Origin of the sequence: Roseivivax marinus (assembly GCF_900109705.1) — a bacterium.
Taxonomy (GTDB): Bacteria; Pseudomonadota; Alphaproteobacteria; order Rhodobacterales; family Rhodobacteraceae; genus Roseivivax; species Roseivivax marinus.
In genome coordinates, this window is record NZ_FOAI01000001.1 from 77045 (window position 1) to 102320 (window position 25276).

General features: G+C 68.4%; 29 protein-coding genes. 9 read left to right on the forward strand and 20 right to left on the reverse strand.

All coding sequences use genetic code 11. The features are described 5' to 3' along the window. Window positions 1–36 precede the first annotated feature (36 nt). Complete coding sequence (gene ubiG, locus BMX29_RS00275; RefSeq protein WP_092810129.1) at window positions 37–777, forward strand: bifunctional 2-polyprenyl-6-hydroxyphenol methylase/3-demethylubiquinol 3-O-methyltransferase UbiG; 741 nt, start codon at window positions 37–39, stop codon at window positions 775–777. Here the strand turns inward: ubiG and BMX29_RS00280 are convergent. The 3 genes from BMX29_RS00280 to BMX29_RS00290 are packed head-to-tail and all read right to left on the reverse strand — an operon-like array spanning window position 744 to window position 2277. After that, window positions 744–1223 (reverse strand): MarR family winged helix-turn-helix transcriptional regulator, encoded by a 480-nt coding sequence (locus BMX29_RS00280; protein WP_092809474.1) that lies wholly within the window; start codon window positions 1221–1223, stop codon window positions 744–746. The genes ubiG and BMX29_RS00280 overlap by 34 nt on opposite strands. Window positions 1224–1258: 35 nt before the next feature. After that, window positions 1259–1516, reverse strand: a complete 258-nt coding sequence (gene grxC, locus BMX29_RS00285) for a glutaredoxin 3 (RefSeq protein WP_043844801.1) — start codon at window positions 1514–1516, stop codon at window positions 1259–1261. A gap of 32 nt (window positions 1517–1548) precedes the next feature. Continuing rightward, window positions 1549–2277 (reverse strand): double zinc ribbon domain-containing protein, encoded by a 729-nt coding sequence (locus tag BMX29_RS00290; RefSeq protein WP_092809476.1) that lies wholly within the window; start codon window positions 2275–2277, stop codon window positions 1549–1551. 14 nt (window positions 2278–2291) lie between these two features. Here BMX29_RS00290 and BMX29_RS00295 point away from each other — a divergent pair, with 14 nt between their 5' ends. The 3 genes from BMX29_RS00295 to BMX29_RS00305 all read left to right on the forward strand — a co-directional run bounded on the left by BMX29_RS00295 (window position 2292) and on the right by BMX29_RS00305 (window position 5255). Continuing rightward, the gene (locus BMX29_RS00295; RefSeq protein ID WP_043844803.1) at window positions 2292–3122 is read left to right on the forward strand and encodes a methyltransferase domain-containing protein; all 831 of its coding nucleotides are present in this window, start codon (window positions 2292–2294) and stop codon (window positions 3120–3122) included. 56 nt (window positions 3123–3178) lie between these two features. Next, window positions 3179–4249, forward strand: a complete 1071-nt coding sequence (gene hemH / locus BMX29_RS00300; protein WP_092809478.1) for a ferrochelatase — start codon at window positions 3179–3181, stop codon at window positions 4247–4249. Between the two features lie 175 nt (window positions 4250–4424). Next, entirely contained in the window at window positions 4425–5255 is an 831-nt protein-coding gene (locus BMX29_RS00305) for a C40 family peptidase (protein ID WP_092809480.1), read from the forward strand. Between the two features lie 64 nt (window positions 5256–5319). On the opposite strand, the gene BMX29_RS00310 is transcribed toward BMX29_RS00305, so the two are convergent. Then, complete coding sequence (locus BMX29_RS00310; protein WP_043844806.1) at window positions 5320–5514, reverse strand: hypothetical protein; 195 nt, start codon at window positions 5512–5514, stop codon at window positions 5320–5322. A gap of 150 nt (window positions 5515–5664) precedes the next feature. After that, entirely contained in the window at window positions 5665–6261 is a 597-nt protein-coding gene (locus tag BMX29_RS00315; protein WP_043844807.1) for a L,D-transpeptidase, read from the reverse strand. A 191-nt stretch (window positions 6262–6452) separates the two neighbouring features. Here BMX29_RS00315 and dalA point away from each other — a divergent pair, with 191 nt between their 5' ends. Further along, window positions 6453–6980 carry a divisome-associated lipoprotein DalA gene (dalA, locus tag BMX29_RS00320; RefSeq protein ID WP_092809482.1) on the forward strand — a complete coding sequence of 176 codons (528 nt, stop codon included), beginning with the start codon at window positions 6453–6455 and terminating at the stop codon, window positions 6978–6980. A 65-nt stretch (window positions 6981–7045) separates the two neighbouring features. On the opposite strand, the gene BMX29_RS00325 is transcribed toward dalA, so the two are convergent. From BMX29_RS00325 to hslO, 8 genes are all read right to left on the reverse strand, one after another. Next, window positions 7046–7588, reverse strand: coding sequence for a L,D-transpeptidase family protein (locus BMX29_RS00325; RefSeq protein ID WP_092809484.1), 543 nt, complete (start codon window positions 7586–7588; stop codon window positions 7046–7048). A gap of 105 nt (window positions 7589–7693) precedes the next feature. Continuing rightward, the gene (locus tag BMX29_RS00330; RefSeq protein WP_092810131.1) at window positions 7694–8926 is read right to left on the reverse strand and encodes a class I SAM-dependent RNA methyltransferase; all 1233 of its coding nucleotides are present in this window, start codon (window positions 8924–8926) and stop codon (window positions 7694–7696) included. 44 nt (window positions 8927–8970) lie between these two features. Then, on the reverse strand, window positions 8971–9516 hold the full coding sequence (locus BMX29_RS00335) for a P-loop NTPase family protein (protein ID WP_092809486.1): 546 nt from the start codon (window positions 9514–9516) through the stop codon (window positions 8971–8973). Further along, window positions 9513–11348, reverse strand: coding sequence for an ABC transporter ATP-binding protein (locus tag BMX29_RS00340; protein ID WP_092809488.1), 1836 nt, complete (start codon window positions 11346–11348; stop codon window positions 9513–9515). Before BMX29_RS00340 ends, BMX29_RS00335 begins: the two co-directional genes overlap by 4 nt. A 211-nt stretch (window positions 11349–11559) precedes the next feature. Then, window positions 11560–13413: an ABC transporter ATP-binding protein gene (locus BMX29_RS00345; protein ID WP_244889111.1), complete on the reverse strand. Its 1854-nt coding sequence runs from the start codon at window positions 13411–13413 to the stop codon at window positions 11560–11562. Window positions 13414–13552: 139 nt separating this feature from the next. Further along, window positions 13553–14704 (reverse strand): CCA tRNA nucleotidyltransferase, encoded by a 1152-nt coding sequence (locus tag BMX29_RS00350; protein WP_244889112.1) that lies wholly within the window; start codon window positions 14702–14704, stop codon window positions 13553–13555. Then, window positions 14695–15330: a CoA pyrophosphatase gene (locus BMX29_RS00355; RefSeq protein ID WP_092809490.1), complete on the reverse strand. Its 636-nt coding sequence runs from the start codon at window positions 15328–15330 to the stop codon at window positions 14695–14697. The genes BMX29_RS00350 and BMX29_RS00355 overlap by 10 nt, the downstream gene beginning before the upstream one ends. Then, on the reverse strand, window positions 15317–16315 hold the full coding sequence (gene hslO / locus BMX29_RS00360) for an Hsp33 family molecular chaperone HslO (protein ID WP_092809492.1): 999 nt from the start codon (window positions 16313–16315) through the stop codon (window positions 15317–15319). The genes BMX29_RS00355 and hslO overlap by 14 nt, the downstream gene beginning before the upstream one ends. An 81-nt stretch (window positions 16316–16396) precedes the next feature. Here hslO and BMX29_RS00365 point away from each other — a divergent pair, with 81 nt between their 5' ends. Then, window positions 16397–16837, forward strand: coding sequence for an NUDIX hydrolase (locus tag BMX29_RS00365; protein WP_092809495.1), 441 nt, complete (start codon window positions 16397–16399; stop codon window positions 16835–16837). Window positions 16838–16842: 5 nt separating this feature from the next. Here the strand turns inward: BMX29_RS00365 and BMX29_RS00370 are convergent, their stop codons facing one another. Continuing rightward, complete coding sequence (locus BMX29_RS00370; RefSeq protein WP_092810137.1) at window positions 16843–18123, reverse strand: PP2C family protein-serine/threonine phosphatase; 1281 nt, start codon at window positions 18121–18123, stop codon at window positions 16843–16845. Window positions 18124–18289: 166 nt separating this feature from the next. Between BMX29_RS00370 and BMX29_RS00375 the strand changes: the two genes are divergently transcribed. Beyond that, window positions 18290–18613 carry an Hpt domain-containing protein gene (locus BMX29_RS00375; protein WP_092809497.1) on the forward strand — a complete coding sequence of 108 codons (324 nt, stop codon included), beginning with the start codon at window positions 18290–18292 and terminating at the stop codon, window positions 18611–18613. A 43-nt stretch (window positions 18614–18656) separates the two neighbouring features. Here the strand turns inward: BMX29_RS00375 and ilvA are convergent, their stop codons facing one another. Next, complete coding sequence (ilvA, locus tag BMX29_RS00380; protein WP_092809499.1) at window positions 18657–19880, reverse strand: threonine ammonia-lyase IlvA; 1224 nt, start codon at window positions 19878–19880, stop codon at window positions 18657–18659. Between the two features lie 88 nt (window positions 19881–19968). On the opposite strand from ilvA, the gene BMX29_RS00385 reads away from it, so the two are divergent. Continuing rightward, the gene (locus BMX29_RS00385) at window positions 19969–21201 is read left to right on the forward strand and encodes an argininosuccinate synthase (RefSeq protein ID WP_092809501.1); all 1233 of its coding nucleotides are present in this window, start codon (window positions 19969–19971) and stop codon (window positions 21199–21201) included. A gap of 76 nt (window positions 21202–21277) precedes the next feature. Beyond that, the gene (locus tag BMX29_RS00390) at window positions 21278–21562 is read left to right on the forward strand and encodes an SCP2 sterol-binding domain-containing protein (protein ID WP_043844818.1); all 285 of its coding nucleotides are present in this window, start codon (window positions 21278–21280) and stop codon (window positions 21560–21562) included. Between the two features lie 183 nt (window positions 21563–21745). Here the strand turns inward: BMX29_RS00390 and BMX29_RS00395 are convergent, their stop codons facing one another. The 5 genes from BMX29_RS00395 to BMX29_RS00415 form a co-directional block, all read right to left on the reverse strand. Then, a complete protein-coding gene (locus BMX29_RS00395) occupies window positions 21746–22459 on the reverse strand; it encodes a sulfotransferase-like domain-containing protein (RefSeq protein ID WP_092809503.1) in 714 nt (237 codons plus the stop codon). Further along, window positions 22456–23367 carry a D-amino acid aminotransferase gene (locus BMX29_RS00400; protein ID WP_092809505.1) on the reverse strand — a complete coding sequence of 304 codons (912 nt, stop codon included), beginning with the start codon at window positions 23365–23367 and terminating at the stop codon, window positions 22456–22458. The genes BMX29_RS00395 and BMX29_RS00400 overlap by 4 nt, the downstream gene beginning before the upstream one ends. A gap of 147 nt (window positions 23368–23514) precedes the next feature. Continuing rightward, entirely contained in the window at window positions 23515–24135 is a 621-nt protein-coding gene (locus BMX29_RS00405) for a MotE family protein (protein ID WP_092809507.1), read from the reverse strand. Window positions 24136–24221: 86 nt separating this feature from the next. Beyond that, window positions 24222–24626: a hypothetical protein gene (locus BMX29_RS00410; protein WP_092809509.1), complete on the reverse strand. Its 405-nt coding sequence runs from the start codon at window positions 24624–24626 to the stop codon at window positions 24222–24224. A 10-nt stretch (window positions 24627–24636) separates the two neighbouring features. Further along, complete coding sequence (locus BMX29_RS00415; RefSeq protein ID WP_092809511.1) at window positions 24637–25209, reverse strand: flagellar basal body-associated FliL family protein; 573 nt, start codon at window positions 25207–25209, stop codon at window positions 24637–24639. Between the last annotated feature and the right edge of the window lie 67 nt (window positions 25210–25276).

Sequence of the window (25276 nt, forward strand, 5' to 3'; positions counted from 1 at the left end):
CCCGGCCCGAATGACCATGAGAAAGTCCGCGAGATGATGTCACGCTCTGTCGATCCAGCCGAGGTCGCGAAGTTCGATGCCATGGCCGCCGAATGGTGGGATCCGAACGGTCCGGGGCGGCCTCTTCACATGATGAACCCGTGCCGTCTGGACTACATCGTGGCGCAGGCGGCGGGCGAATTCGGCCGCGACCTGTCGCAGGCCGCGCCGCTTTCGGGGCTGCGGGCGATCGACGTGGGCTGCGGCGGCGGGCTTCTGTGCGAACCGCTTGCGCGGCTCGGGGCCGAGGTCACAGGCGTCGATGCCGCCGAGGCCAATGTCCGCGCGGCGGCAGCCCATGCCGAAGCCGGCGGGCTCGGGATCGATTACCGCGCGACCACGGCCGAGGCGTTGGCCGAGGGCGGGGCGCAGGCCGAGATCGTTCTTGCGATGGAGATCGTGGAGCACGTGGCGGACCCGGCGGAGTTCCTCGCCTCGGTCGCATCTCTGGTCGCTCCGGGCGGTCTGCTGATCGTGTCCACCCTCAACCGAACGGCGCGGGCCTTCGGAGCCGCCGTCGTCGGCGCGGAATGGATCATGCGCTGGCTGCCGCGCGGCACGCACGACTGGTCGCGCTTCATCGCGCCGGACACGCTCGAGGACATGATCCGCGCGGGCGGACTGGAACCCGTGGATCGCAAGGGCATGGTGCCCGACCTCGCGCGCGGTGGCTTCCGGTTGTCGGATCGCGACCTCGCGGTGAACTACGTGGTCACGTCGCGCCGCGAGGATGGCTGAGCGTCCGTGCGCTCCAGTCCCTGACGCAGGGCGCGCAGTACCGGCAGTGTGGCACGGACACGGGCCGGGTCCAGCGGGCCGGCCGCCTCCGCGAGGAACGGCGCGATGGCGGCGAACGCCGCGTCACGAGCACGCCTGCCGGCAGGGCTGATTGACACCCGCTTCTTGCGCGCATCGTCCCAGTCGGGGCGGATGTGCACGTAACCGGCAAGATCCAGACGCGTGAGCGTGTTGGTCATCGCACCGCGGGTCAGGTGGAAGGCGCGCGCCAGCTCCGCCGGTGTCCGCTCCGCGTCCGCGCGGGCGAGGTGGTTCAGCACCGAGACGTGGCTGAGTTCCATCCCGGCGGGCAGCACCCGCGCGATGCGCGAGCGCAGCAGCTGGTCCGTGGCGAGGATTTCGCTGACCAGCGACACCGCGAGGAGATCGCCCCGCTCGTCAGTCATGCCGCCCCCGGTCCCGCGCGGCCCGGCGCATCCGCTCAGGCCGCCAGCAGCGGGTCGAGCTTGCCGGCGCGTTCGAGCGTGTAAAGCTCGTCGCAGCCGCCCACGTGGGTGTCTCCCACGAAGATCTGCGGGACGGTGCGCGCCCCCTTGGCGCGGTCGATCATCTCGGGCTTGCGCTCGGGGTCGGCCCAGACGTCGATCTCGGTGAAGGTGATGCCCTTCTGGGTCAGCAGTCGCTTGGCGGCGTGGCAGAAGCCGCACATCGGGGAGGTGTAGATTTCCACGCTTTGCATGGTGGGTCCTTTCGTCGCGGGTTTCCCCGGATCTAGGGCTCTTTGGCGACGCGTGCCAGCGCAGCGATGCAGACCTCGGTTGCGCCAGCATCATGCGCCGCCTCCGTGGCGGCGGCGAAGGTCGCGCCCGAGGTCATCACGTCGTCCACCAGAAGCACCGGGCGCCCGGCCAGCAGGGTGCCGCGCGGCCCGGCCGTGATCGCCCCCGCGAGTGTCGCGAAACGATCCTCCCGGCCGAGCCCGTCGAGCACGGGGGTCGCCACGGGCCGTGCCAGCGCATCGGACACCACGGTGCGGGCGAGGCGTCTGGCCAGCGCCGCCGCCAGCAGCGCCGACTGGTTGTAGCGCCGCCACAATAGCCGCCAGCGGTTCAGCGGCACCGGAACGACCACCGTGTCGGGCCGGATGAGCGGCGTCACCGCCCGGGCAAGCCAGCCAGCCGCGGGGACCGCGATATCGTGCCGGTCGCCGTGTTTCAGGCCCAGCACCAGGCGCCGTCCCGTCGCGCGGTAGAGCAGCGCGGCGCGCCCCGCCCGCCACGGGCGCGGCGCCACGAGGCAGTCGTCGCACAGGACGCCGTGGCCGTCCGCCTCGCCGGGCAGGGGGGTGCCGCAGGTGTCGCACACCAGTCCCGAGATGAACGACGTATCGCGCCAGCACGGCCCGCAGAGGCCGAAATCGCTGTCGACGAGCCCGCCGCAGCCAAGGCACCGGGGCGGGTAGATCAGCCGTATCGCGGTTTGCAAGGCCGCCGCGCGCATCCTATTTCCCAACCATGACGGACACTCCGACCCTGACAGACCGAGACGCGTTGACCCGCTTCCGCGCCCGGGCCCGCGCCACCACTGACGGCCCCGCGCTGTTCCTGCACGAGATCGCCGCCGACGATCTCCAGGATCGCCTTGCGCTGGTTAAGAGGTCGTTTACCGCGCCCGCCGTGGTGACGCCGTTCCCCGAAGTGTGGGCCGAACGGCTGCCCGGCGCGACGGTCGTGCCCGACGACGAGGTGCTCGCGCTCACGCCCGGGGCGCACGACCTCGTGCTGCACTCGCTCGCGCTGCACTGGGCCGACGATCCGGTAGGCCAGATCATCCAGGCGCGGCGCGCGCTGAAGAACGACGGGCTGTTCATGGCCACCGCGTTCGGGGGGCGCACCCTGTCCGAGTTGCGCGCGGTTCTGGGCGAGGCCGAGATCGAGGTGACAGGCGGGCTTTCGCCGCGCGTCGCGCCGATGGCCGACATCCGCGACCTCGGCGCGTTGCTGCAGCGTGGCGGCATGACGCTCCCGGTGGCCGACAGCTTCGCGATGACCGTGCGCTATCGCACGGCTCTCCACCTCATGCGCGACCTGCGCGCCATGGGGGAGACCAACGCGCTGGCGCAGCGACACCGTCACCCGACGCGCCCTGCGGTGATCCGCCGCGCCGCCGAGCTCTACGCCGCGCATTATGCCGACGACGAAGGCTACGTGCCCGCGACTTTCGAATTCGTGGCGCTGACAGGATGGTCGCCCGACGCCAGTCAGCCGCAGCCGCTGCGGCCGGGCTCGGCCCAGGCGCGGCTGGCCGACGCGCTCGGCGCCGACGAGACGCCACTCAAAGATTGAACCGGACTGCCGGTCCGATACGTATCAGACCGGGAGCAACAGGACAGGACACGACGATGCTCGACGCTACCAAGGCCGCGACCAGGCCGGACCACGCCCCGGCGGACCATCCCAAGATCGCCGCCGAAAAGGTGGGCATCCTGCTCGCGAACCTCGGGACGCCGGACAATTACGACTACTGGTCGATGCGGCGCTATCTCAACGAGTTCCTCTCGGACCGCCGTGTGATCGACTACTCGCCGTGGCTGTGGCAGCCGCTTCTGCAGCTTGTGATCCTGTCCAAGCGCCCGTTCTCGAGCGGCGAGGCCTACAAGTCGATCTGGAACGAGGACAAGGGCGAGAGCCCTCTGATGACGATCACCAAGGACCAGACCGCCAAGGTCGCCGCCGCCATGAAAGAGCGGCACGGCGACAGGGTCGAGGTCGATTTCTGCATGCGTTACGGCAACCCGTCGACCAAGTCCAAGGTTCGCAAGCTGGTCGAGGCCGGCTGCCGCAAGATCCTGTTCTTCCCGCTTTACCCGCACTACGCGGGCGCCACCTCGGCCACGGCGAACGACGCGTTCTTTCGTGCGCTGATGTCCGAGACGTGGCAGCCCACCGCGCGCACCGTGGACCCCTATTTCGAACATCCGCTCTACATCGAGGCGCTCGCGCAGTCGATCGAGCGGGCCTACGCCAAGATGGAGACGCGGCCCGACATCCTCGTCTGCTCCTATCACGGCGTGCCCAAGCGCTACCTGCTGGAGGGCGATCCCTATCATTGCCAGTGCCAGAAGACGACGCGCCTGCTGAAGGAGCGGCTCGGCTGGGACGATACCGAGATCACCACCACCTTCCAGTCGCGCTTCGGCCCCGAGGAATGGCTCAAGCCCTACACCGTCGAGGAGGTCGCCCGGCTCGCCGAGGAAGACGGCAAGAAGAACATCGCCGTTTGCGCGCCGGCCTTCTCGGCTGACTGCATCGAGACGCTCGAAGAGATCAACGAGGAGATCAAGGAGAGCTTCGAGCACGCGGGCGGAGAGCACTTCACGTACATTCCCTGCCTCAACGACGATGACGCCCATATCGAGGCGCTGACCGCCGTCATCGAGGAGAATCTCGAGGGGTGGGTCGAGCGGAGCTGATCGCGGCGGATTCGCCACGTTCGCCGCGCCTTCGCCTCCGATCCGTCACCAAATGGGGCGGGCGTCCGTCCACCGTGTCACTCTGGGCAACAGCCGGGCGCGGTGGGGTCATGGGACTTTCACCTTTCCGGCGTTCAGATCACGCTTCGACGGATCGCGGCGGAAAGGGTTCTCCATGGCCCGACGGACGACAGAACAGAGGGACGGATTGCTGACGGCGCTCGGGCGGCGGATCGCCCGTCTGCTCATGCGCGGCGACGCGCGCGGGGGCACCAACGTGCCCTCGGACCTTGCGAAGCTACGCGACACGCTGCGCCCCGGCGACGTGCTGCTGGTGGACGGGCAATCCCTTGTCGGTCAGTCGGTCAAGTACCTCACCCAGTCCACCTGGTCGCATTCGGCGCTGTATGTCGGCGATGCGGGTGCGCTCGGTGCCACGGGCGCGGACGGCCTGGAACTGGTCGAGGTCAACCTTGGCGAAGGCTGCGTCGCCGCGCCCTTGTCGAAATACGCAAGCTACAACACCCGGGTCTGCCGGCCCGTGGGCCTCACCGAGGCCGAGCGGCGGGACGTGGCGCGGTTCATGGTCGAGCGGATCGGCACTGCCTATGACCTGCGCAACATCTTCGACCTCGCGCGCTTTTTCCTGCCGCGGCCGCCGGTGCCGCGGCGCTGGCGGCGACGGATGCTGGCGCTGGGTTCGGGCGATCCCACGCGGGCGATCTGTTCCTCGCTGATCGCACAGGCCTTCGCAGCGGTCGGTTACCCGATCCTTCCGAGGGTGCAGGAAGTGCGGCTGCGGACCCGCGATATCGGCACTCGGCGCGAAATCCTGCACATCCGGCATCATTCGCTCTACGCGCCGCGGGACTTCGACCTGTCGCCCTATTTCGAGATCGTGAAGCCTCACCTGGCCCAGGGGTTCGACCCGCACGCACTGGTCTGGGCGCATCACGTCCCGGACGAGGTCGGCGGGGCCGAGGCGCTTCAACTCGCCGCGGAGTAGGACGCCGGAACGAGAAAAGGCGGCGCCGAAGCACCGCCTTTCCTCATGTCGATACCGGATCCGATCAGTCGGATGCGACGGCGGCTGCAACCAGTGCGAGCAGGATCAGCGGCACGATGATGCCGGCCGACGAGGACTGCTGGTTGGTTTCTTCCACGACGACGACGGGCTCCATGACCACGTCGTTCTTCGCGTAGGAGCCGGCCATCGCCGACGAGCCGGCTGCTGCGAACGCAACGGCGAGTGCGAGTTTCTTCATGATTATCCTCCAGATAATTGCCCGCCACGACCACGAGAGGTCGTGAATGGCGGACACCCAAGACTTACCTCGTGAGTCGTTCTAAGCAGCAAAGTCTCGTCAATTCAATTTGCTCCGGAGGCGGTGGCCCGCCGAGCGGGCCGGCTGTCGTCAAATAAGCAACACTTGCGTGCCGACATTGGCCATTCCGTACAGCTCTTCAATGTGGTGGTTGTAGAGGCCGATGCAGCCGTTCGAGGACCGACGACCGATCTTGCGCGTGTCGTGGGTGCCGTGGATGCGGTAGTACTGCCAGCTCAGGTGCAGCGCGCGGGTGCCAAGCGGGTTGTCCGGGCCCGGGGGCACGTAGTCGGGCCACTCGGGGTTACGCTGCTTCATCGACGGCGTCGGACGCCAGTCGGGGGCCGGATCCTTCAGGGTCACCGAGGTGCGGCCGCGACGGGTCAGGTCCTCGGTCAGCGGCACCGAAGTCGGGTACAGCTTGTAGACCGTGCCGGCCTCGTTCCAGTAGTGCAGCGCCCGCGAGCGGATGTCGACGAGGATCGCACCGTTGTTCAGGTTCGAGAAGTAGGGCTGCCAGTCCAGCGTGCGGAAGCTCGACACGTTCCGGCGGACGACCGTGGACAGGTCGCGCTCCATCTCGGTCGTGTTTGCCCCGGTCTGCGCGAGCGCGGGGGCGGCGATCAGGGAGGCGGCACCGGCAACGAAGCCGCGACGTCCCATTGTGAAGGAGCTTTTCTTGCTCATAACAACATCTCCAGTAGGTCAGCGCGGATCGAGGCACGCGAGCACCCCGGTCACTCACCGCATTATGGCGCGCAGGACGCATCCGCAAATCAAAGCGGCGTTAACAGCATTTTCACGCCGAAGTGCGTTTGCCCGGCAACCAATACCCCGATATGGCGTTAAATACCAATCCGACAACGGGGGACAGGTTTATGACTCGCTTTCTTTCGCTCGCCTCGGCGGCGGCGCTCACTCTTGCGGCGTGCGCCCCGACGCCGGGCGCCATCGGGCCGGACGGGCAGCCGATCCAACGCGCCTACAACATCTCGAACTCCGAAGATTCGCGGATTTCGTACCGGATGCTCGACTCGGTGAACGCGCTGCGGTCGAACCAGGGCGTGCCGACGCTGCAGCTCAACTCGCAACTGCGCGCCGCTGCCGCGACCCACGCGCGCGACATGTCCGTGCAGAACCGGCCGTGGCACTTCGGCTCGGACGGCTCCTCGCCTGTGGACCGCGTCCGCCGCGCCGGCTACTCCGGCGAACTCGTGGGCGAGGCGATCTCGGAGACCTTCGAGACCGAGCTCGAGACGCTGGCGGCGTGGATGGACGATCCGGCGACCCGCGACGTGATCCTGAACCCCGAGGCGCGCGAGATGGGTTTTGCCTGGTTCCAGGAGCCCGGTGGCAAGATCTGGTGGACTCTGGTGACCGGCACTCCCGGCGGCACCGGGGTCTGATCCCGCCGCATCAAGCTGCCACGCGATCGAACGGGCGCCCCGGTCATCCGGGCGCCCGTTTTCGTTCAGTTGACCAGCATCGGACGCATTGCGCTCTTGCGGGATGGCTTGATGTAGATCGGCGTGCCGTTCTCCACCATCGCGTAGATCCGCTCGATCTGCTTGTCGGTCACCGCGATGCAGCCCCAGGTCCAGTCCTTGCTGCCGTCGATGCGCGAGCCCTTGGGGGGGCCGCCGTGCACGAAGATGTCGCCACCGGGATCACGGCCGAGCGCCAGGGCGTTCGCGATGTCGCGCTCGTTGGGATAGTTGATCCCGATCGACAGATGGAACTTCGAGTTCGGATTGCGCTTGTCGATGAGGTAGTGCCCCTCGGGCGTGCGCCCGTCGCCTTCGCGCTGCTTGTGCCCGTCAGGCTGGAAGCCAAGCTGCACCGGGTAGTGCTTGAGCACGCGCTTGTTGTGCATCAGGTACATACGCCGCGCATCCTTGTCGACGATGACCTGCGTGACCTCCGGCCCGTTGTAGGACTTGAACTTGCTTCCGCCCCCGCACGCCGACACCAGCGTGACGGCGAGAAGCACCATCAGAATCTTGGTGAGTTTCATATTTTCTGCCCGCTCGTTTTGGACGGAAATTACCCGAATCTGGTCCCTTAGCAAAGTGGCCAATCGCTCTTAACGCGGGTTTAAGATGGGCGCGTCACAGTGTGGCTACGCCCGCGAAAGGGCCGCGGCGATCTCGACATGTGTGGACCAGCGGAACTGGTCCACGACCTGCACCCAGTCGATTCGGAAACCGGCGCGCACCAGTGCGGCGCAGTCGCGTGCGAAGGTCTGCGGATTGCACGAGACATGGGCCACGCGTGCCACGTCCGAGGCCGCGATCTGGGCCATCTGCGCGGCGGCGCCGGCGCGTGGCGGGTCGATCGCCACGGCGTCGAAGCCACTCAGTTCCTCGGCTGTCAGCGAATCGCGGAACAGGTCGCGGGCCGCCGTCGAGACATGGCGCAGGCCCGTGCCGTGCCGCCAGCCGCGGTCGAGCGCGGCGCACATCTCGCGCGATCCCTCGACCGCCAGCACCTCGGCACGGGCGGCCAGCGGCAGAGCGAACGTGCCGCACCCGGCGAAGAGGTCCGCCACCCGCCGCGCGCCGTCCGTGGCCTCGAGAACCGCGTCCTGCAGCGCCGCCTCGCCCTGCGGCGTGGCCTGCAGGAAGGCGCCGGGTGGGGGCACCACGTCGGCTGTGCCCAGACGGTGACGCGGCGGCCGGCGTTCCAGCGTTTCGTCCACGCCCCAGCTCAGCCGGGCGAGGTCGTGGTGCCGCGCAAGGTCGGCCAGCGTCGTGCGCAGTGCGGCGTCGGCGGGCTTGCCGCCGGTCACCGATACGTCGAGCCCGGTGTCGCTGCGTGTCACCGAGACCGACAGCTCGCCCTTGCGGCTGCCACCTGCGACGGCCAGCGCTTCGGCGAGGGGCAGGGCGGCCAGAAGATCGGGATGCACCACGAGGCACCCGGGCACCGCGACCACGGTATCGGACTTCTTCTGGTGAAAGCCCGCGAGCGCTCCGGACTTGGTCCGCCGGGCCGAAAACGTTGCACGCCGCCGGCTGCGAGCGGGTGAGGTGGCCACAGGGCGCATCGGTGTCTCTAGGTCGTGCGCCGCCAGAGCTGCGACCACCACGTCGCGCTTCCATTCGGCCACGAAATCCTCGGCCGCATGCTGAAGCTGACAACCCCCGCAGGCCTTGGCATGGGGGCAGGGCGGACGCACGCGCACGGGCGCCGGCGTCACGATCCGCAGATCGGTCAGGACGTCGCTCCGGGGGCTGCCCGTCACTTCCTCGCCCGGCAGCGCGCCGGGGGCGAAGAGCGGCCCGTTTCCGGTGTCGGCGACGATGCCGTCGCCCAGGTGGCCGAGCCTGTCGATGGTGTAGGTGGTGCTCATGGCGCCGCACATGCCGCGAAACCGCGCCCGCGTCGAGTCGCCGCTCAGGCCGGGATTGTCCGGGCGCCGGGCGCGGCGCGCCGCGGTGCCTGCCCGTCAAGGAAGCGTCGCACCGCCCCGGGGCTGCGGAGAATGACGATCTCGGTCTCCGGTGTCGCCGCGGCGATCAGGGCGCCAAGCCGCGCCCGCGTCTCTTGCCGGGATGCCCAGACCCAGCGCCAGAAATCCATGCTGACATGCTCGGGGCAGCCATCGGCGAGGTCAGGGCGCACCTGTCCATAGCTCGTCGCCGTGCGCCGCAACACCCGCCAGAAGCGCAGTACCACCGGAATATCGAGAAGGATGACGGTGTCGGCGCGCGCGATCCGCGTGCAGGCGGTTGAAAAGTAGTTGCCGTCGATGATCCAGCGGGGTCCTTGCGCGGCCTCGAGCATCATGCGCTCGCGCTCCGGGCGGTCGCGCGGCACCCAGCCGGGCGCCCAGTAGAAGCGATCGAGATGAATCGCCGGAAGACCGGTTCGGTCGGACAGCGCCCGGGCCAGCCGCGACTTGCCCGATCCGGACTGCCCGAGGATCATCACACGCTTCACTCGGCGGCCTCCCGCGTGGTCCTGAAGCCCCCAGATTGCCGGTGCCAGTAGCGGGCGTAAAGCCCGCCGCGGGCCAGAAGTGCGTCGTGCGTGCCGACCTCGGCAATACGTCCCTGATCCAGAACGACGATTCGATCCATGTGCGCGATGGTCGACAGGCGGTGCGCGATCGCCAGCACCGTCTTTCCCTCCATCACACGGTCGAGCGCGTCCTGAATCTGCGCCTCGACCTCCGAATCGAGGGCCGAGGTGGCCTCGTCGAGGATCAGGATCGGCGCGTCCTTGAGGATGGCTCGGGCCAGCGCGATGCGCTGGCGCTGGCCGCCCGAGAGCTTCACGCCCCGCTCACCCAGATGCGCGTCGTAGCCGGACCGCCCCTCGTGGTCGTTCATCGACTCGATGAAATCGTGCGCCTCTGCCTTGCGCGCGGCGGCGACCACCTGGTCGAAGGTGGCGTCCGGGCTGCCATAGCGGATGTTCTCGAAGGCCGAGCGATTGAACATGGCCGTCTCCTGCGTGACCATGCCGATCTGCCGGCGCAGGCTTTCCTGCGTGACGTCCGAGATGTCCTGCCCGTCGATGGCGATGCGGCCGATCTCGGTGTCGTAGATCCGCAACATCAGCGCGACGAGCGTCGACTTTCCCGCGCCCGACGCGCCGACCACGGCGAGCTTCTCGCCCGGAGCGATGGTCAGCGAGATGTCCTCGAGCCCGCCGACCTCGTGGCCGTACCGGAAGGTCAGATCCGCGATCTCGACCTTTCCGTCCGTGACCTGCAACTCGGTCGCGTCGGGCCTGTCGGTCAGGGTGTAGGACGGCGTGAGCGTGCGCATCCCGTCCTCGGTCTCGCCCACGTTGGCATAGAGCGCCATGAGCGTGTGGCTGACCCAGCCGGTCATCTGCGCGAGGCGCAGGGCCACCGCGCCGGTCGCGGTGATGTCGCCCGCGGTGACCGACCCGCGCGACCAGAAGAACAGCGCGCCGCCGACCATCAGCACCGGCAGCAGGCCCGCGAGCGTCACCAGCCAGAAGCGGAACGCCACCGCGACGCGCCCATAGTCGAGCGTGCGGTCGCGAAAGGTGTCCATGGCGCGCAGGGCGTTGCGATCCTCGTGATCGGCGTGCGCGAAAAGCTTCACGGTCTTGATGTTGGTGACCGTGTCCACGATCTGACCCGACACCGAGGCGCGCGCCCCGGCCCGGGCCTTGGACGTGGACCGCACCCGCGGCATGTAGTGGCGGATCATCACGACGTACACGCCGAGCCAGACGACCAGCCCCAGCGCGATGGTGGTGTCGATGGTGCCGATCAGCAGGATCGCCCCGATCACCGAGGCCAGCGCCACCAGAACGGTGTGGATGATCTCGACGACCACGTCGGTAAGGGCGCGGGCGGTCTGCATTTCCTTCTGCGCAATGCGGCCCGCGAAATCGTTGTCGAAGAACGTGACGGCCTGACCGATCGTGTAGCGGTGGATGCGCGACAGCACGAGGTTGAAGACGTTCGGCTGGACCACGATCGTCTGGAAGTAGGTGCTGGCCGCGAAGGCTGCCGGCCGCAAAAGCATGAAGAAGGCGGCCGCCGCGATCAGCGTCACCGTGCCGTCGTCGAAGACAGACCCGGCGCCCGACGCCAGCGCCAAATCGACGACCTTGCCCAGAACCAGCGCGGCGGCGACCTCGACCACGCCGACGGCGATGGCAAAGACCGAGCCCGCGATCAGCACGCCCCAGGCCCCCGACAGTGCCCAGCGGAAGAAGGCCAGCAGCGTCTTGGGCGGGGCGCCCTCGGCAGGGGCGAACGGGGCGATCCAGTCGGCGGGGCGGTTCATCTCGGGCGTCTCCTCGGGTGACGGGCGCGGCGGCTGCGGCCCCCGCGCGGGGCCGTGGCGATGCGCGGTCCGGAGGTGCTGCCCGGACATGTCGGTCGCGACGCGAAAGGGGGGTGTCCGCGCCGTCCGGGATCAACCTAGACCTCGCCCGCCGGGGCGCAATGCGCGAAAGCGCACGGGGGGCCGTGCGTGGCGGCCGGTCGCGCGTGCGCTACTCGGCCGCTTCTTCCTCGTCCAGAGCGAGGAAGCCGCCCGATTGCCGCGCCCAGAACCCGGCATAGAGTCCGCCCCGGTCGAGCAACTCGGCATGAGTGCCGGCTTCGACGATGCGGCCCTCGTCCAGCACGAGGATGCGGTCGAGATGGGCGATAGTGGAGAGCCTGTGCGCGATGGCGATGACGGACTTGCCCTCCATCATGCCATAGAGCGTGTCCTGAATCGCTGCCTCCACCTCGCTGTCGAGGGCGCTCGTCGCCTCGTCCAGAACGAGGATCGGGGCGTCCTTCAGGATCACACGCGCCAGCGCGATCCGCTGCCGCTGTCCACCCGAAAGCTTTACGCCGCGCTCTCCGACGCGCGCATCGTAGCCTTGCCGTCCCTCGGAATCCTGCAGCCCAAGGATGAAGTCATGCGCCTGCGCGCGCTTCGCCGCCTCGATCATCGCGTCGTCACTCGCGTCGGGGCGTCCATAGAGTATGTTCTCGCGCACCGAGCGGTGCAGCAGCGCGGAGTCCTGCTGCACCATGCCGATGGCGCGGCGCAGGCTTTCCTGCGTCACGCCCGAAACGTCCTGCCCATCGATGCAGATCGCGCCGGATTCCGCGTCGTAGAACCGCAGGAGCAGCTTCACCAGCGTGGACTTGCCGGCGCCCGAGCGGCCCACGAGGCCGATCTTCTCGCCCGGCGCCACGTTCAGCGAGATCGCGTCGAGGCCACCGCGGCCTTTGCCGTAATGATGCGACAGGCGGTCGATCTCGATCCGGCCCTCGGTCAGGGCCAGTGGCTTCGCGTCGGGCGCGTCGGTCAGTGCGATCGGCTGGGCGATGGTCTCCATGCCCTCGGCGACGATGCCGAGCTGCTGGAAGAAGCTGGTCAGCGCCCACATGATCCATCCGGTCATCGCATTCAGCCGCAGGGTCAGCGCGGTGGCGGCGGCGACGGCACCCACCGAGGCCAGGCCGAGGCCCCAGAACCACAGCGCGATGCCGACCACCGACACGATCAGGAGGCCGTTCAGCGCGGTCAGGGCAACGTCCATGATCGTGTAGATCCGCATCTCGGCGGCGAAGGTCCTGCGCGCCTGTTCGATCGCTTCGCGCCCGTATTCGACCTCGCGGTCGTGGTGCGCGAACATCTTGACCGAGTGGATGTTGGTGTAGCTGTCCACCACCCGTCCGGTGACGAAGCTGCGCGCGTCCGACGCGGCTTTGGATGCCGGCTGCACGCGCTTGACGGTCCATCGCATGAGCAGAAGCCACAGCCCGAACCACACCACCAGCGGCACTGTCATCCAAGGGTCCGACCGGCCCAGAAGGAAGAACGCGCCGACGATGTACGCCAGCGAGTAGGTCAGCGCGTCGAAGATCTGGAAGACCGCCTCGCCCGCCGCGGGGGGCGTTTGCATGATGCGGTTGGCGATGCGCCCGGCGAAGTCGTCTTCGAACCAGCCAACGGACTGGCGCAGCACGTGACGGTGCGCGCGCCAGCGGAAGAGCGTGCCGTAGTTCGGCATGATCGCGTTGTTGAGGATCAGCACGTCGAGCGCCTGCAGCGCCGGACGGATCAGCAGCACGAAGACGCCGAGCGCGATGAGCGTCCAGCCGTGGTCGCGCCAGACCTCCTCGGGCGAGGCGGCGAGGATGTCGACCACCCAGCCCATCGCCCAGATCAGCAGCAGCTCGACCGCGGCGACCACCACGGACAACAGGCCCGCGACCGCGAAGATACCGCGGAACGGACGGGAATAGTCCAGCATGAAGGGCAGGAGCCGCCGCGGCGGCGCGTCCTGCTGGGGGTGCGCGACATAGGGGTCCACGAGACCTTCGAAAAAGCGGAAGAGGCGCACCGGAAGGCTCCTTGCGGGACGGGGCGTGCAATGACGTGTGTGTCGGAACGGTCCGGGCAGGGCGTGGCGGTCCGGCCCGGTCGACGCGCAAGGTAGACCCGCCCCGCCCGCGAGGCAAACCGCAAGCGGAGGTCCGGCGTCAGAGCGCGAGGAGCGCCGCCCGGTCCAGGGTGAAACGCGATGCGATCCATGCCTCTTCGAGCGTGGAGAGCCGCCGGCCCAATGCGGCGCCCTCGTAGTCCGGCATCAGATCGCGTGGACGGACCGGAAACTCCGCCCTGGCGCCTTCGTCGGCGGCGGCGAGATCCGCCGGATCCAGCGGCGCGCCCATGAGCGCGGCGCGGACGAGCAGCGCATCGCGTGCGGTCTCGGCCCCCAGCCGGTATCCCAGCGCATGGGCGGGCTCACCCTCCCGCGCGCCGGTGTCGATTGCGGCAAGCCGGCGCGCCTGGGTCTTCGACAGCCTGAGCATCGCGGGATCGACCTGCCCGACCGCCGCGAGGCGGCGCATCGGGGCGGGCGGGACTCCGGCCTCCGCTTCCATGTGCACGAGCGGGGCGAGAGGCGTGGCGTCTGCACCGGGCAAAACGGCGCCGAGCGCGCCTGACGCAGCCATGGCCGCCACGGCGGGGGCCGGGTCGGGGGCGGCCATCAGCTTGACGATCTCCGCGCCGACCCTTTCCCGCGAGAGCCTGGAGAGCCCCTCGAGGTTCGCGGCGATGGCGGCCAACGCCTCGGGGTCGATGCCGCCCGCGGGGTCGGCATACCACGCCGAGAACCGGAAGAAGCGCAGGATCCGAAGGTAGTCCTCCCGGATACGGCGGCCGGGATCCTCGATGAAGCGCAGGCGCCGCGCGTGCAGGTCCGGCAGCCCGCCCAGCGGGTCCACAACCTCTCCGCGCCGGTCGCAGTAAAGCGCGTTCATGGTGAAGTCGCGACGGCGCGCATCTTCGGTTGCGTCGTCCGAGAAGCGCACGACGGCGTGGCGCCCGTCGGTCTCGACGTCGGCGCGAAATGTCGTGACCTCGTGGCCGGTGTGGTCGGCCACCACGGTGACGGTGCCGTGGTCGATCCCGGTGGGGATGGCCTTAAGGCCCGCGGCTTCGGCAAGGTCCATCACCCGTTCGGGGCGGGCGTCGGTGGCGATGTCCACGTCGGTCACCGGCGCGCCGAGCAGCGCGTTGCGCACGCAGCCGCCCACGGCCAACGCCTGATGCCCGCCGTCCTCCAGCATGGCCATCACGGTCTGCGGGCCGGGTGCGGTCAGCCAGTCCGCCGCGGTCAGTCGCACGCGGCCATCCGATCTGCCAGACCGCGAAGCACGCGCGCGGTGGCGCCCCAGATGTAGTAGGGGCCGAACGGCACCGTGTAGTAATGCCGCCGCTGCCCCCGCCAGCGCCTGTACTGAACCGAGAACCGCTTCGGGTCGCAGACATGGTCCAGCGGCACGGTGAACACCTCGTCGACCTCACCCGCCTCGGGGACCGGGTCGAAGGCGCCGTCGATCCAGCCCACGGCCGGTGACATCTCGAAGCCGGTGACGGTCTCGTGCGGCGGCAGGTGGCCGAGGATCTCGACGCGGGTGCGGGGCAGGCCGATCTCTTCCTCCGCTTCCCGCAGCGCGGCGTCGGTGGCGTCCGCGTCCTCGGGTTCCTGCTTGCCCCCCGGAAAGGCGATCTGCCCGGGATGATGGGTAAGGCGCGAAGACCGCTTCGTCAGGATCAGGCGCGGGCCGTCATGACCGGCGAGAATGGGCACGAGGACACCTGCGGGGCGCAGCACGCGGCCGCCCGGCGGGGGCGCGACGGACGGTGTGAGGTCGAAATCGGTAGACCTCTCCGCGGGGTGGACCAGCGCCCGCGTCAGCCGCGCGCGCTGGTCCGAGATCGTGGCTGGGGCCGTGTCAGGCGTCGCCATGCCCCTTCGCCTCCGTTTCGGCCTCGAAGCCGAGCGTTTTCGGATCGAGCACGTAATGCGCGCCGCAGAACTGGCAATCCGCCGTCACGAGCCCGTCGTCGGTCGTCATCTTCTCGATATCCTTGGCCGAGTAGATCGACAGCGACTGGCGCACCCGGCCCTCCGAGCAGGTGCAGCCGAAGCGGACCGGCTGCGAGTCGAAGACGCGGGGCCGCTCCTCGTGGAACAGTCGGACCAGCAGGTCGGTCGGCGGCAGGCTCGGGCCGATGAGCTCCATCTCCTCGACGGTGTCGAGGTGGAGGTTGGCGCGGTTCCAGTCCTCGCCTTCCTCGTCGTCGAGAATATCGGTCGCCTCCAGCAGGCCGCCCTCGCCCGAGCCGCCCTCCTGCACGTGAGGCGAAGCCTTGGGCATGTGCTGCAACATCATCCCGCCGGCGCGCCAGTGCTCGGTGCCGCCGGCCTCGGTCGAGCGGCCGAACTTGAGCTCGAACCGCGTCGGCAGCTGTTCGGACTGGGCAAAATAGGTCTGCGCGGCATCCGACAGCGTCTCGTGCACGAGAGGGCTGATGCCCTGGTAGGGCGTGGTGCCCTTGCCCTGGTCGATCAGCACGGCGAAATAGCCTTCGCCGACGTTGTCCATCGGCCGCTGCACCACCCGGTCGCGGTCGAAGCTCGCGTAGGCCCGGATGCGCGCGGGCTCGCCCTCGGCCTCGGGGGCATAGAAGTCGGTGGCGATCATCCGGACCGGGCCCTTCGACTGCACTTGGAGCGACAGCTTCCAGCGCAGCTTCATGGTCTGGCCGATCAGCGCGGTGAGCAGCGCCATCTCGGCCACGAGGGCCTCGACCGGGGCGGGATAGTCGTGTTGTTTCAGTATGCCGTCCAGGACGCCGTCGAGCCGCGCCACCCGGCCGCGGATGTCCGAGCGGTCGAGCTGAAAGGGCAGGACGGTGTCGTCCCAGGCGAGCTTGGTGCCGAGAGTCATGGGGTTTCCTTCGGGGCCGGCGGTTGGCATATCGCTGCCATATATGCAGAACAGGCAGGCGTCCAAGGGGGCCGTTTCCCGATGATCCGACGTTTCGGACCGCCGCCCGAGGCCGGGCGCCACTACACGTTGCGCCCCGGCGCCTACGCGATCCTTCCGCGCGACGGCGACCTGCTGGTGACCCGGCAGGCGGATCCGGGACCTGAATACCAGCTGCCCGGTGGCGGAGTGGATGCGGGCGAAGGCCCCATCGCCGCACTGCACCGCGAGGTCTTCGAAGAGACCGGATGGCGCATCGCGCGGCCACGTCGGGTGGGGACGTTCCGCCGCTTCGTCTACATGCCGGAATACGATCTCAGGGCCGAGAAGCTGTGCATGATCTATGTCGCGCGTCCGGTGCTGCAGCTCGGCCCGCCAAGCGAGGCGGGGCATACCGCGATCTGGATGCCGCCCGAGGTCGCCGCCGATGCGCTGGGCAATTCCGGGGACCGCGACGCGGTGCGCCGCCTTCTGCGCGCCTGAGTATTTCACCCGTCATCCGGGTAGCACCGGTATTCCAGCAGGGCGGCCGACACGTCGTCGTCCGGCCGCGCACCGTTCGGCAAGCTGCCGGTCAGGTGCCAGAACATCTCGTCCAGAAACTCGGTTCCGCGACTGTCCCGGCAGGCGATGGCCATGTCGCGAAGTCCGTCCTCTCCCAACATCCGGCCGCTTTTATCGGTCGCCTCCGTGAAGCCGTCCGAGTAGATCAGCAGCCGGTCGCCCGCGTTCAGCGTCAGGTCCTGACGGTCGTGGCGGACTCCTTCGACAAGTCCTACGGGCACGCCGCCCCCGCCGACGAACTGAGGTTCCCCGTTCGCGCGGATCAACAGCGGCGCGGGATGGCCCGCCTGCACCAGCCGAACCTGTCCGCTGTCGAGGTCCGCGGCGGCGTAGAGCAGGGTCAGGTACTCGTCCACGCCCGGATCGGCCAGCAACCGCTCGTTGAGGCCGCGTGCGACGTCCTCGACATCGCGCAGGGCGTAGACACTTCCGCTGCACGGCACGAGCGCGATGTTCTGCTCGGGGTAGCGGGGGCTGAAGTATCCCGCCACCCGCGCGGTTACCATCGCCGACGTGATCCCGTGCCCCGATACATCGAGGCCGTAGAGGCCGACATGCCCCGTGCCGGGGCTGAACATTCCGACGAGGTCGCCCCCGATATGGCCGCAGGGCTTCATGAGCAGGCTGACCTGCGAGGTGCCGAAGCGGCGCACCCGGTCCGGCACGAGCGCTTGCTGGATCAGGCGGGCCTGCTGAAGATCGCGGTCGATCTCGGCGTGGACTTCCTGCAGGGCAGCGAGCGTTTCCGAGATCATCCGGTTCTTGGCGCTGAGTTCGCGCTGCATGGAGACGATCCGCACACCCGCGTTGATGCGAGCGCGCAGTTCCTCGGGGTTCACCGGCTTCGACACGAAATCGTCGGCGCCTGCGTCGAGACCGGCGGCGACGGCCGAGGTCTCCGATTTCGAGGTAAGAAGGATGAAGTAGGCATAGCCCGGCTGTCCCCGGGCGTGAAAGGCGCGGCAAAGGTCTGGGCCGGTCATCCCCGGCATCACCCAGTCCGAGAGGACGATGTCGGGCGGCTGTGCCTCGATCAGTGCGAGCGCCTCCGACGCGTCCGCGGCTTGCATCACGTCATAGCCCCACCGCCCGAGCAGCCGCGCCAGCATCGCACGATGGCCCGCGCTGTCGTCCACCACCATCACCCGCGATACGTCGCCCGGCACCGGCGGAGCGGCCACCTTCGCCGCGTGTTCGCGTTCCATCGCCGTCATGTGGTTTGCCTGCGTCTCGATCCCGGACCGCGCCTGGGAACGCGGATGCCTCACGCTAGTGCCGGGACATTAATTCCGTCTGAAGAACGTCTTCAGGAAATCTTAGGATCGCGTGCGCATGATGCACCGAGCGGGAAGGCAGGACGCGAGCGGGCGGATGATAGACTGGGATCAGGTCACGCAATTGCGGGCGGAAATCGGCGCGGACGAGTTCGAGGAGGTTGCGTCGCTGTTCCTGCAAGAAGTGGCGACTGCTCTCGATGCGCTCGATCCAGCCGCGCCGGGTCTGGCCGAGGACCTGCATTTTCTGAAGGGGGCGGCGCTGAACCTCGGGCTTGCGTACTTCGCTGCGCTGTGTGCGGCGGGCGAAAAGCAGGCTGCGAAGGGCGAACGCCCCGTGGGACTCGATTGTCTTGGCGCTGTGTTCCGCGACTCGCGCGCCGCCTTGCGCGTGGGGCTGAAAGCCCGTTTCGCGGCATGACGGAGCCGGAACGCAGCCTCCGATGGAGCGCAAGGCAGGCCGGTCAGATCAGGAACTGGGCCAGAGTCTCGTCGGTGGTGATGTCCTGGTACACGAAGCCGCGGGCGTCGAGCTTGGCGAACAACACCTCGAAATTGCGTGCGTTCGACGTCTCGATCCCGATCAGGACGGACCCGAAGTTGCGCGCCGACTTCTTGAGGTACTCGAACCGTGCCACGTCGTCTTCGGGGCCAAGGATCTCGAGGAAATCGCGCAGCGCGCCCGGGCGCTGCGGCAAACGGAGGATGAAGTACTTCTTCACGCCGGAGAACCGCTGCGCGCGCTCCTTCACTTCCGGCAGACGTTCGAAATCGAAATTACCGCCCGAGGTGATGCACACCACGGTGCGCCTGCGGATCGACTGGCCGAGGTCCTTCAGCGCGTCGATCGACAGCGCGCCAGCGGGCTCCAGCACGATTCCCTCGACGTTCAGCATGTCAAGGATCGTGGTACAGAGCCGGTCCTCGGGCACGGTCAACGTATTCGCTAGCCCGACGTCGCGCAGCCGGGCAAAGGTTGCCTCTCCGATCCGGCCCACCGCCGCACCGTCCGCGAAGGTGTCCACCCTCGGCAGGGCCACGGGCTCGCCCGCCAACAGCGCGGCACGCAGGCAGGCGCCGCCCGAAGGTTCGACCAAGGTGTACGCGATCTCGGGCCCGAAATAGCTCAGGACGCCCGCCGACAGTCCGCCGCCGCCCACCGGCACGACGATGTGGTCGGGGCGACCCAGCACCTCGTCGATCTCGGCCGCGACGCTGGCCTGCCCCTCGATCACGTCCTCGTCGTCGAAGGGCGGCAGGAACACGCCCCCGGCCTCGCTGCAGAAGGCCTGCGCGGCCTTCAGGCAGTCGTCGAAATAGTCGCCGACCATGCGGATCTCGATCGAATCTCCACCGAACATCCGGGTCTTCTGGATTTTCTGCTGAGGCGTGGTCACGGGCATGAAGATCACGCCGCGCGTGCCGAAATGACGGCACATGAAGGCCACGCCCTGCGCGTGGTTGCCCGCCGAAGCGCACACGAACAGCTCGGTTCCGGGCTTCTTGCGCATGGCGTTGAACGCGCCGCGCATCTTGTACGATCGCACGGGCGCCAGATCCTCGCGCTTGAGCCAGATGTCGGCGCCGTAGAGGTCCGACAGGTGCTGGTTCTTCGCAAGCGGCGTGGCCGGGAACACATCGCGCATCGCCGCCGCGGCGGCGCGGGCCCGTTCGGGAAAGTCTGTCATGGCTCCGCTCTGCCCCGTTCCGCCCGCCTTGGCAAGCGCCCGAAAAGCGGCTAAGCGGCCCGCCAGCATTTGCAAGGAGCCCCGCCTCATGCCCGCATCCGCGCCGAAGAAGGTCGTGCTCGCCTATTCCGGCGGCCTCGACACGTCGATCATCCTCAAGTGGCTGCAGACCGAGTACGGCTGCGAGGTGGTGACCTTCACCGCCGATCTCGGCCAGGGCGAGGAGCTCGAGCCGGCGCGCAAGAAGGCCGAGATGCTGGGCATCGCGCCCGAGAACATCTTCATCGAGGACGTGCGCGAGGAATTCGTGCGTGACTTCGTGTTCCCGATGTTCCGCGCCAACGCGGTCTATGAGGGGCTCTACCTGCTGGGCACGTCGATTGCGCGCCCGCTGATCTCCAAGCGGCTGGTCGAGATCGCCCACGAGACCGGCGCCGACGCCGTGGCGCACGGTGCGACCGGCAAGGGCAACGACCAGGTGCGGTTCGAACTCGCGGCCTACGCGCTCGACCCCGACATCAAGGTGATCGCGCCCTGGCGCGAGTGGGACCTGACCTCGCGCACCAAGCTGCTCGCCTTCGCCGAGGAGAACCAGATCCCGATCGCCAAGGACAAGCGCGGCGAGGCGCCGTTCTCGGTCGATGCGAACCTTCTGCACACCTCGTCCGAGGGCAAGGTGCTCGAGGATCCCGCCGAGGAGGCGCCGGACTACGTCTACCAGCGTACCGTCCACCCCGAGGACGCGCCCGACACGCCGGAATTCATCGAGGTCACCTTCGAGCAGGGCGATGCGGTCGCCATCAACGGCGAGGCGATGAGCCCGGCGTCGATCCTGACGCAGCTCAACGAATATGGTCGCCGTCACGGGATCGGCCGGCTCGACCTCGTCGAGGGGCGTTTCGTCGGCATGAAGTCCCGCGGTATCTACGAGACGCCCGGCGGCACGATCCTGCTCGAGGCGCATCGCGGGATCGAGCAGATCACGCTCGATCGCGGCGCGGCGCATCTCAAGGACGAGATCATGCCGAAATACGCCGAGCTCATCTACAACGGCTTCTGGTTCTCGCCCGAGCGCGAGATGCTGCAGGCGCTGATCGACCGCAGCCAGGCCCATGTCACCGGCACCGTGCGGCTGAAGCTCTACAAGGGGCTCGCGCGGACCGTCGGCCGCTGGTCCGAGCATTCGCTCTATTCCGAGGCGCACGTCACGTTCGAGGACGACGCCGGCGCCTACGATCAGAAGGACGCGGCAGGCTTCATCCAGCTCAACGCGCTTCGGCTCAAGCTGCTGGCAGCCCGCGACCGGCGCCTCGAGGGCTGAGGCCGCAGCGTCGCGCTTGCCCCGGTCGGTGCCCCGCGTCACGACTGACGATGGCACCGGGCCGGGGAGAGGGCGCATGACGCTTCAGGATATTGCAGACAAGTTCCAGCGCGGTCTCGACCGCAAGCCGCTGTCGGACAGCATCAAGTTCGACTGCGGCGATGACGGCGCGATCACGCTCGACGGCGATCGGGCGGCGGTGGCGGACGCGCCCGCGGACTGCACGATCCGCATCTCGCGCGAGAATCTGGACCGGCTCATCCACGGCAAACTCAACCCCATGACGGCCTTCGCCACGGGCAAGATCAAAGTGTCGGGCGACATGAGCGTGGCCATGAAACTGGCGCAGCTGCTGCGCTAGGCGGTTTTGCGGAAGGTCATGGGTGCGGCCCGACGCCGAAGCGCCGGGCCGTATGCCGGATTGGCCCTCAAGGGGGGCGCCTGGACCGCACCGGCAACGGGCCGTGACAGACCCGATATACAGCAACCACGGCGGCCCGCGCTGATTGGTTTCAGCACGAACGAAAAAAGTTCGAAAAACTTTTCAGATTTTTCGCGCGGCTAGGCGTCGATAGGCAGGCATCGCGGCCTCGGCCAGCTCCGCTGCTGCACCGTCGAGCTGCGGCAGGGGCCCCTCGGCCCCGGCGAACCCGGTCGAGCGGTGCACGGCGCCGTACCAGTGCGCGGCCCAGACCCCGTCCGCCGCGTGGCCGCCGGCTGGCCACGACAGCATTGCGGGGTCCAAACCGAGGCCGATGGCGGTGCAAAGGCGGCGCAGCATCTCCTCGGGCGCGGCGCGGATATCGTGGCTGTCGATCACCACGGGGGGCCGGCCGGCGGCATCGAGCTGCTCGAGCAATTCGGCCTGTTGCACGAAGCCGATCTCGTCCAGCGCCGGGTTCTCGTACTTCGCGGCAAAACTCGCGACGACGCGTGCGGGGTGGCGGATCAGGATCACATTGGTGCAGTCGGCGATCCAGTCGCGACGGATACCGGGGATCATGTGCTGGGCCATGTGCTTGTGGTACGCATGTGCCCGCCCGCCCGGGATCGGGCCGGTGAGATCGGCGATCACCGCTTCGGGATCCTCGGGCTGGGACGCGCGGATCGCGTCGCCCATCGGGTGGCTGCGCCCGGTCATGGCGAGGTAGGCGGCGTAGAAGGGCTCGTCCACGGCATGGACGTCCGACCGGTTGCCGAAGGCATACATCATGGCCGTCGAGAGGTTCCGCGGGCCCGACCAGACGGCGATCTTCATGCGCGACCCCCGCTTGCGACGAGGTCCTTGTAAAGCTCACGGATGCGCGTGGTGAGCGGTCCGATCTCGCCGGTGCCGATGGTGCGGCCGTCGATCTCGCCCACGGGGGTCTGCGCGCCGAACGTCCCGGTGAGGAACGCCTCGTCCGCGCCGTAGGTCTCGACCAGCGAAAAGTTCTTCTCGCGCACCGGAATGCCGGCATCGCGGCAGACCTCGATGACCTTCGCGCGGGTGATCCCGTTCATGCAGTAATCGCCGGTGGAGGTCCAAACCTCACCCCTGCGCACGATGAAAAAGTTGCACGTGTTCGTGGTGTTCACGAAGCCGTGGATGTCGAGCATCAGCGCCTCGTCCGCGCCGGCCTTCTCGGCGGCGATGCAGGCGAGGATGCAGTTCAGCTTGGAATGCGAGTTGAGCTTGGGGTCCTGCGTCATCGGCAGGCCGCGAATATGCGGCACGGTGGCAAGTCGGATAGGACGCGGCAGCCGGGGCACCGAATGCTCCATCAAGATGACGACGGTCGGCCCCTGCTGCGACAGCGCGGGATGCTGGAACGGACGCGCCTTGACGCCGCGGGTGACCATCATTCGGGCGTGGGCATCGGTTTCCATGCCATTGGCAGCGCGGGTTTCCTCAAGCGCGGACATCACGCCGTCCCTGTCGAGGCCGATATCGATGTCTACGGCGCGGGCGGCCTCGAAGAGGCGGTCGAGGTGATCGTCGAGGAACGCCCACCGCCCGTCATAGAGGCGCAGACCCTCCCATATGCCGTCGCCCAGCATAAAGCCGCTGTCGAAGACGCTGACCCGCGCGGCATCCCGGTGATGCAGCGTCCCGTCGATCCAGATGCGGATGTCCGCGTTGCGCGGATCGTCCTCGGACTGGTGTGTCGTGACGGTCTCGTTCATGCGCGCCTCCGGCCGTTTCGGGCCGACCGTAGGGGCGGGCGTTCAGGAAGGAAAGGTGGCGGCCACCGTCCGTGTCGGCCGTGAGTAAGGTCGGGGCGCGTCCGCTGCCCTCACGCGCCCACGAAGTTTTGGCCTATAAGAAGGTTCTCATGGCTGCGGAGCCGTGTCTTCGGCAGGCTGGCTATCGCCGGATTTCGGAGCATCGGCGTTGCGCCCGGCCAGCATGACGCTGATCGTGTAGGCCGTGGGTGGGGTCAGCCCGGCCATGATCGCGGCGGCGGCTTCGGGGGCCATGCGGCCGAGAAACCCCGCGGCGAAGTTCGGGTCCATCTCCTCGAAGAGCGCGGCGGCCTGGCGCTGCTTCATCCGGGCGTAGACGTCGGTGAGCTGGCGCAGGTCGTCCTCCGCCGCCGTGCGGGCGATCTCCAGCGTCGACCGCAGCTCGGCCTCGGCGTCTTCCAGTTGCTGCAAACGTTCGCGAATCTCGGTTTCGGCCACGCGCAGGGCCTGCATCCGGATTTCGATCTGACGCTCGCGCTCGGCGACGCGGGCTTCGCGCAGGTCGAGCGCCTCGAGCAGGGATGCTGGGTCGCGCGGCCTGTCCTCCGACTGCGGTGTTGCGCCGGAGGTTTCGGCGGCTACGGGGGCGCTGTCGGTCTCCGCCGCGTTCGCAATCAGTCGACTGGTATCGGCGCCGGCCCGGAAAAGCGCAGAGGCGATGAGCAGGCTGCCGATAAGCGCGAGAGCGCCCCGGCGCCGGCGCGGCATCCGGCGTTCCGCCGGGCCGCGGCGGCGGTCAGTGGGGCTGGGCGCGGGCTGTGTCCGGCCGGCATGCAACGCGCTGCGGTACCGCATCATCCCTCGGTTCCCGTACGCTGCCGGCGCGAGAAGACCGGCCCGGAAGGGGCTTCGTCAGGCTCCGTACGTGGCGCCGGTTCGGGCTCGCTTTCCGGCGTGCGAGAGGGCTGGGGCGCCTCGGGGAGGTCATGGAGTGACGCGACCAAAAGCTCGAGGCGTCGCGCGGCGTCCTCGGCCCGCTGCGTCAACTCCGCGAGCGAATCGCTGGACGTGCCAGCCGATGCGCGAGCCTGCGCGAGTGTCTTCGAGAGGTCGTCCACCTGCGCCGAGAGCACGGCCACCGCGCCGCCGACGCCGCGTTCGAGGTCGGTGAAGCGGGTCAGCCGCCGCGCAAGGACGAAGCAGTAGAAGCCCGCCCCGAGGGCGCCGGTCACGAGCAGGATGTCGGCGATCAGTTCCATGGTCGCTCCGTCAGTTGAGCACGAATTCGAGCACCAGCAGGTCGCGCAGCTTCTCTTCGCCCAGCACGAGTTGCACCCGGCGTGTAAGCTGTGCGCGGATCAGCAGCAGTGCATCCTGCGCCTCGATGTCCGCGGGCGATAGCGCCCGCAGGTAGCTGTTCATCGCGTCAAGCACGCGTGGCTGTAGGGTCGTCACCTCGGCGGCGTGACGCGAAGGCACCTCGAGCGTGGCGCGGAAGCGCAGGTGCGTGTTCTGCGCCCCCGGCCCCAGCGAGACGAGCAGCGGCGGCAGTTCGACGAACGCGATATCGCCGAGTTCGACCGGCGCGACCGCGGTCGGCGGTGCCTCTGCGCCGCCTTCGATGTCTGTATCGTCCTCCATCGGGGTGGCGGTTTCTTCGGCTGTGGCCTCATTCGCTGAAGCGGCCGCGGCGTCGCTGCCGCCGCCACCCAGAATCATCCCGGAACTGACCGCGAAGAACCCGCCGGCGGCGCCCAGGAGCGCAAGGACGACGCCCAGGATCAGGGGCAGCTTCGATTTCTTCGCGGTAACATCGGCCTCGTCCGCCGTGGCATCGGCCATCTCGGAATCCTTTCGTCTTGCCGGCAGGTCTTAACCCCAAACGAGCTAACCGTTTCTTAAGCGCGGA

What these genes read in the sequence shown, in the direction of transcription:
- BMX29_RS00410 (WP_092809509.1), bottom strand. Translation starts at nt 24,626, where the DNA reads ATGGAACTGATCGCCGACATCCTGCTCGTGACCGGCGCCCTCGGGGCG.
- ubiG (WP_092810129.1), top strand. Translation starts at nt 37, where the DNA reads ATGTCACGCTCTGTCGATCCAGCCGAGGTCGCGAAGTTCGATGCCATG.
- BMX29_RS00295 (WP_043844803.1), top strand. Translation starts at nt 2,292, where the DNA reads ATGACGGACACTCCGACCCTGACAGACCGAGACGCGTTGACCCGCTTC.
- BMX29_RS00330 (WP_092810131.1), bottom strand. Translation starts at nt 8,926, where the DNA reads ATGAGCACCACCTACACCATCGACAGGCTCGGCCACCTGGGCGACGGC.
- hemH (WP_092809478.1), top strand. Translation starts at nt 3,179, where the DNA reads ATGCTCGACGCTACCAAGGCCGCGACCAGGCCGGACCACGCCCCGGCG.
- BMX29_RS00370 (WP_092810137.1), bottom strand. Translation starts at nt 18,123, where the DNA reads ATGGAACGCGAACACGCGGCGAAGGTGGCCGCTCCGCCGGTGCCGGGC.
- dalA (WP_092809482.1), top strand. Translation starts at nt 6,453, where the DNA reads ATGACTCGCTTTCTTTCGCTCGCCTCGGCGGCGGCGCTCACTCTTGCG.
- BMX29_RS00405 (WP_092809507.1), bottom strand. Translation starts at nt 24,135, where the DNA reads ATGCCGCGCCGGCGCCGGGGCGCTCTCGCGCTTATCGGCAGCCTGCTC.
- BMX29_RS00355 (WP_092809490.1), bottom strand. Translation starts at nt 15,330, where the DNA reads ATGGCGACGCCTGACACGGCCCCAGCCACGATCTCGGACCAGCGCGCG.
- BMX29_RS00280 (WP_092809474.1), bottom strand. Translation starts at nt 1,223, where the DNA reads ATGACTGACGAGCGGGGCGATCTCCTCGCGGTGTCGCTGGTCAGCGAA.
- BMX29_RS00375 (WP_092809497.1), top strand. Translation starts at nt 18,290, where the DNA reads ATGATAGACTGGGATCAGGTCACGCAATTGCGGGCGGAAATCGGCGCG.
- BMX29_RS00395 (WP_092809503.1), bottom strand. Translation starts at nt 22,459, where the DNA reads ATGAAGATCGCCGTCTGGTCGGGCCCGCGGAACCTCTCGACGGCCATG.
- BMX29_RS00305 (WP_092809480.1), top strand. Translation starts at nt 4,425, where the DNA reads ATGGCCCGACGGACGACAGAACAGAGGGACGGATTGCTGACGGCGCTC.
- grxC (WP_043844801.1), bottom strand. Translation starts at nt 1,516, where the DNA reads ATGCAAAGCGTGGAAATCTACACCTCCCCGATGTGCGGCTTCTGCCAC.
- BMX29_RS00290 (WP_092809476.1), bottom strand. Translation starts at nt 2,277, where the DNA reads ATGCGCGCGGCGGCCTTGCAAACCGCGATACGGCTGATCTACCCGCCC.
- BMX29_RS00310 (WP_043844806.1), bottom strand. Translation starts at nt 5,514, where the DNA reads ATGAAGAAACTCGCACTCGCCGTTGCGTTCGCAGCAGCCGGCTCGTCG.
- hslO (WP_092809492.1), bottom strand. Translation starts at nt 16,315, where the DNA reads ATGACTCTCGGCACCAAGCTCGCCTGGGACGACACCGTCCTGCCCTTT.
- BMX29_RS00315 (WP_043844807.1), bottom strand. Translation starts at nt 6,261, where the DNA reads ATGAGCAAGAAAAGCTCCTTCACAATGGGACGTCGCGGCTTCGTTGCC.
- BMX29_RS00340 (WP_092809488.1), bottom strand. Translation starts at nt 11,348, where the DNA reads ATGAACCGCCCCGCCGACTGGATCGCCCCGTTCGCCCCTGCCGAGGGC.
- BMX29_RS00385 (WP_092809501.1), top strand. Translation starts at nt 19,969, where the DNA reads ATGCCCGCATCCGCGCCGAAGAAGGTCGTGCTCGCCTATTCCGGCGGC.
- BMX29_RS00415 (WP_092809511.1), bottom strand. Translation starts at nt 25,209, where the DNA reads ATGGCCGATGCCACGGCGGACGAGGCCGATGTTACCGCGAAGAAATCG.
- BMX29_RS00400 (WP_092809505.1), bottom strand. Translation starts at nt 23,367, where the DNA reads ATGAACGAGACCGTCACGACACACCAGTCCGAGGACGATCCGCGCAAC.
- ilvA (WP_092809499.1), bottom strand. Translation starts at nt 19,880, where the DNA reads ATGACAGACTTTCCCGAACGGGCCCGCGCCGCCGCGGCGGCGATGCGC.
- BMX29_RS00365 (WP_092809495.1), top strand. Translation starts at nt 16,397, where the DNA reads ATGATCCGACGTTTCGGACCGCCGCCCGAGGCCGGGCGCCACTACACG.
- BMX29_RS00390 (WP_043844818.1), top strand. Translation starts at nt 21,278, where the DNA reads ATGACGCTTCAGGATATTGCAGACAAGTTCCAGCGCGGTCTCGACCGC.
- BMX29_RS00325 (WP_092809484.1), bottom strand. Translation starts at nt 7,588, where the DNA reads ATGAAACTCACCAAGATTCTGATGGTGCTTCTCGCCGTCACGCTGGTG.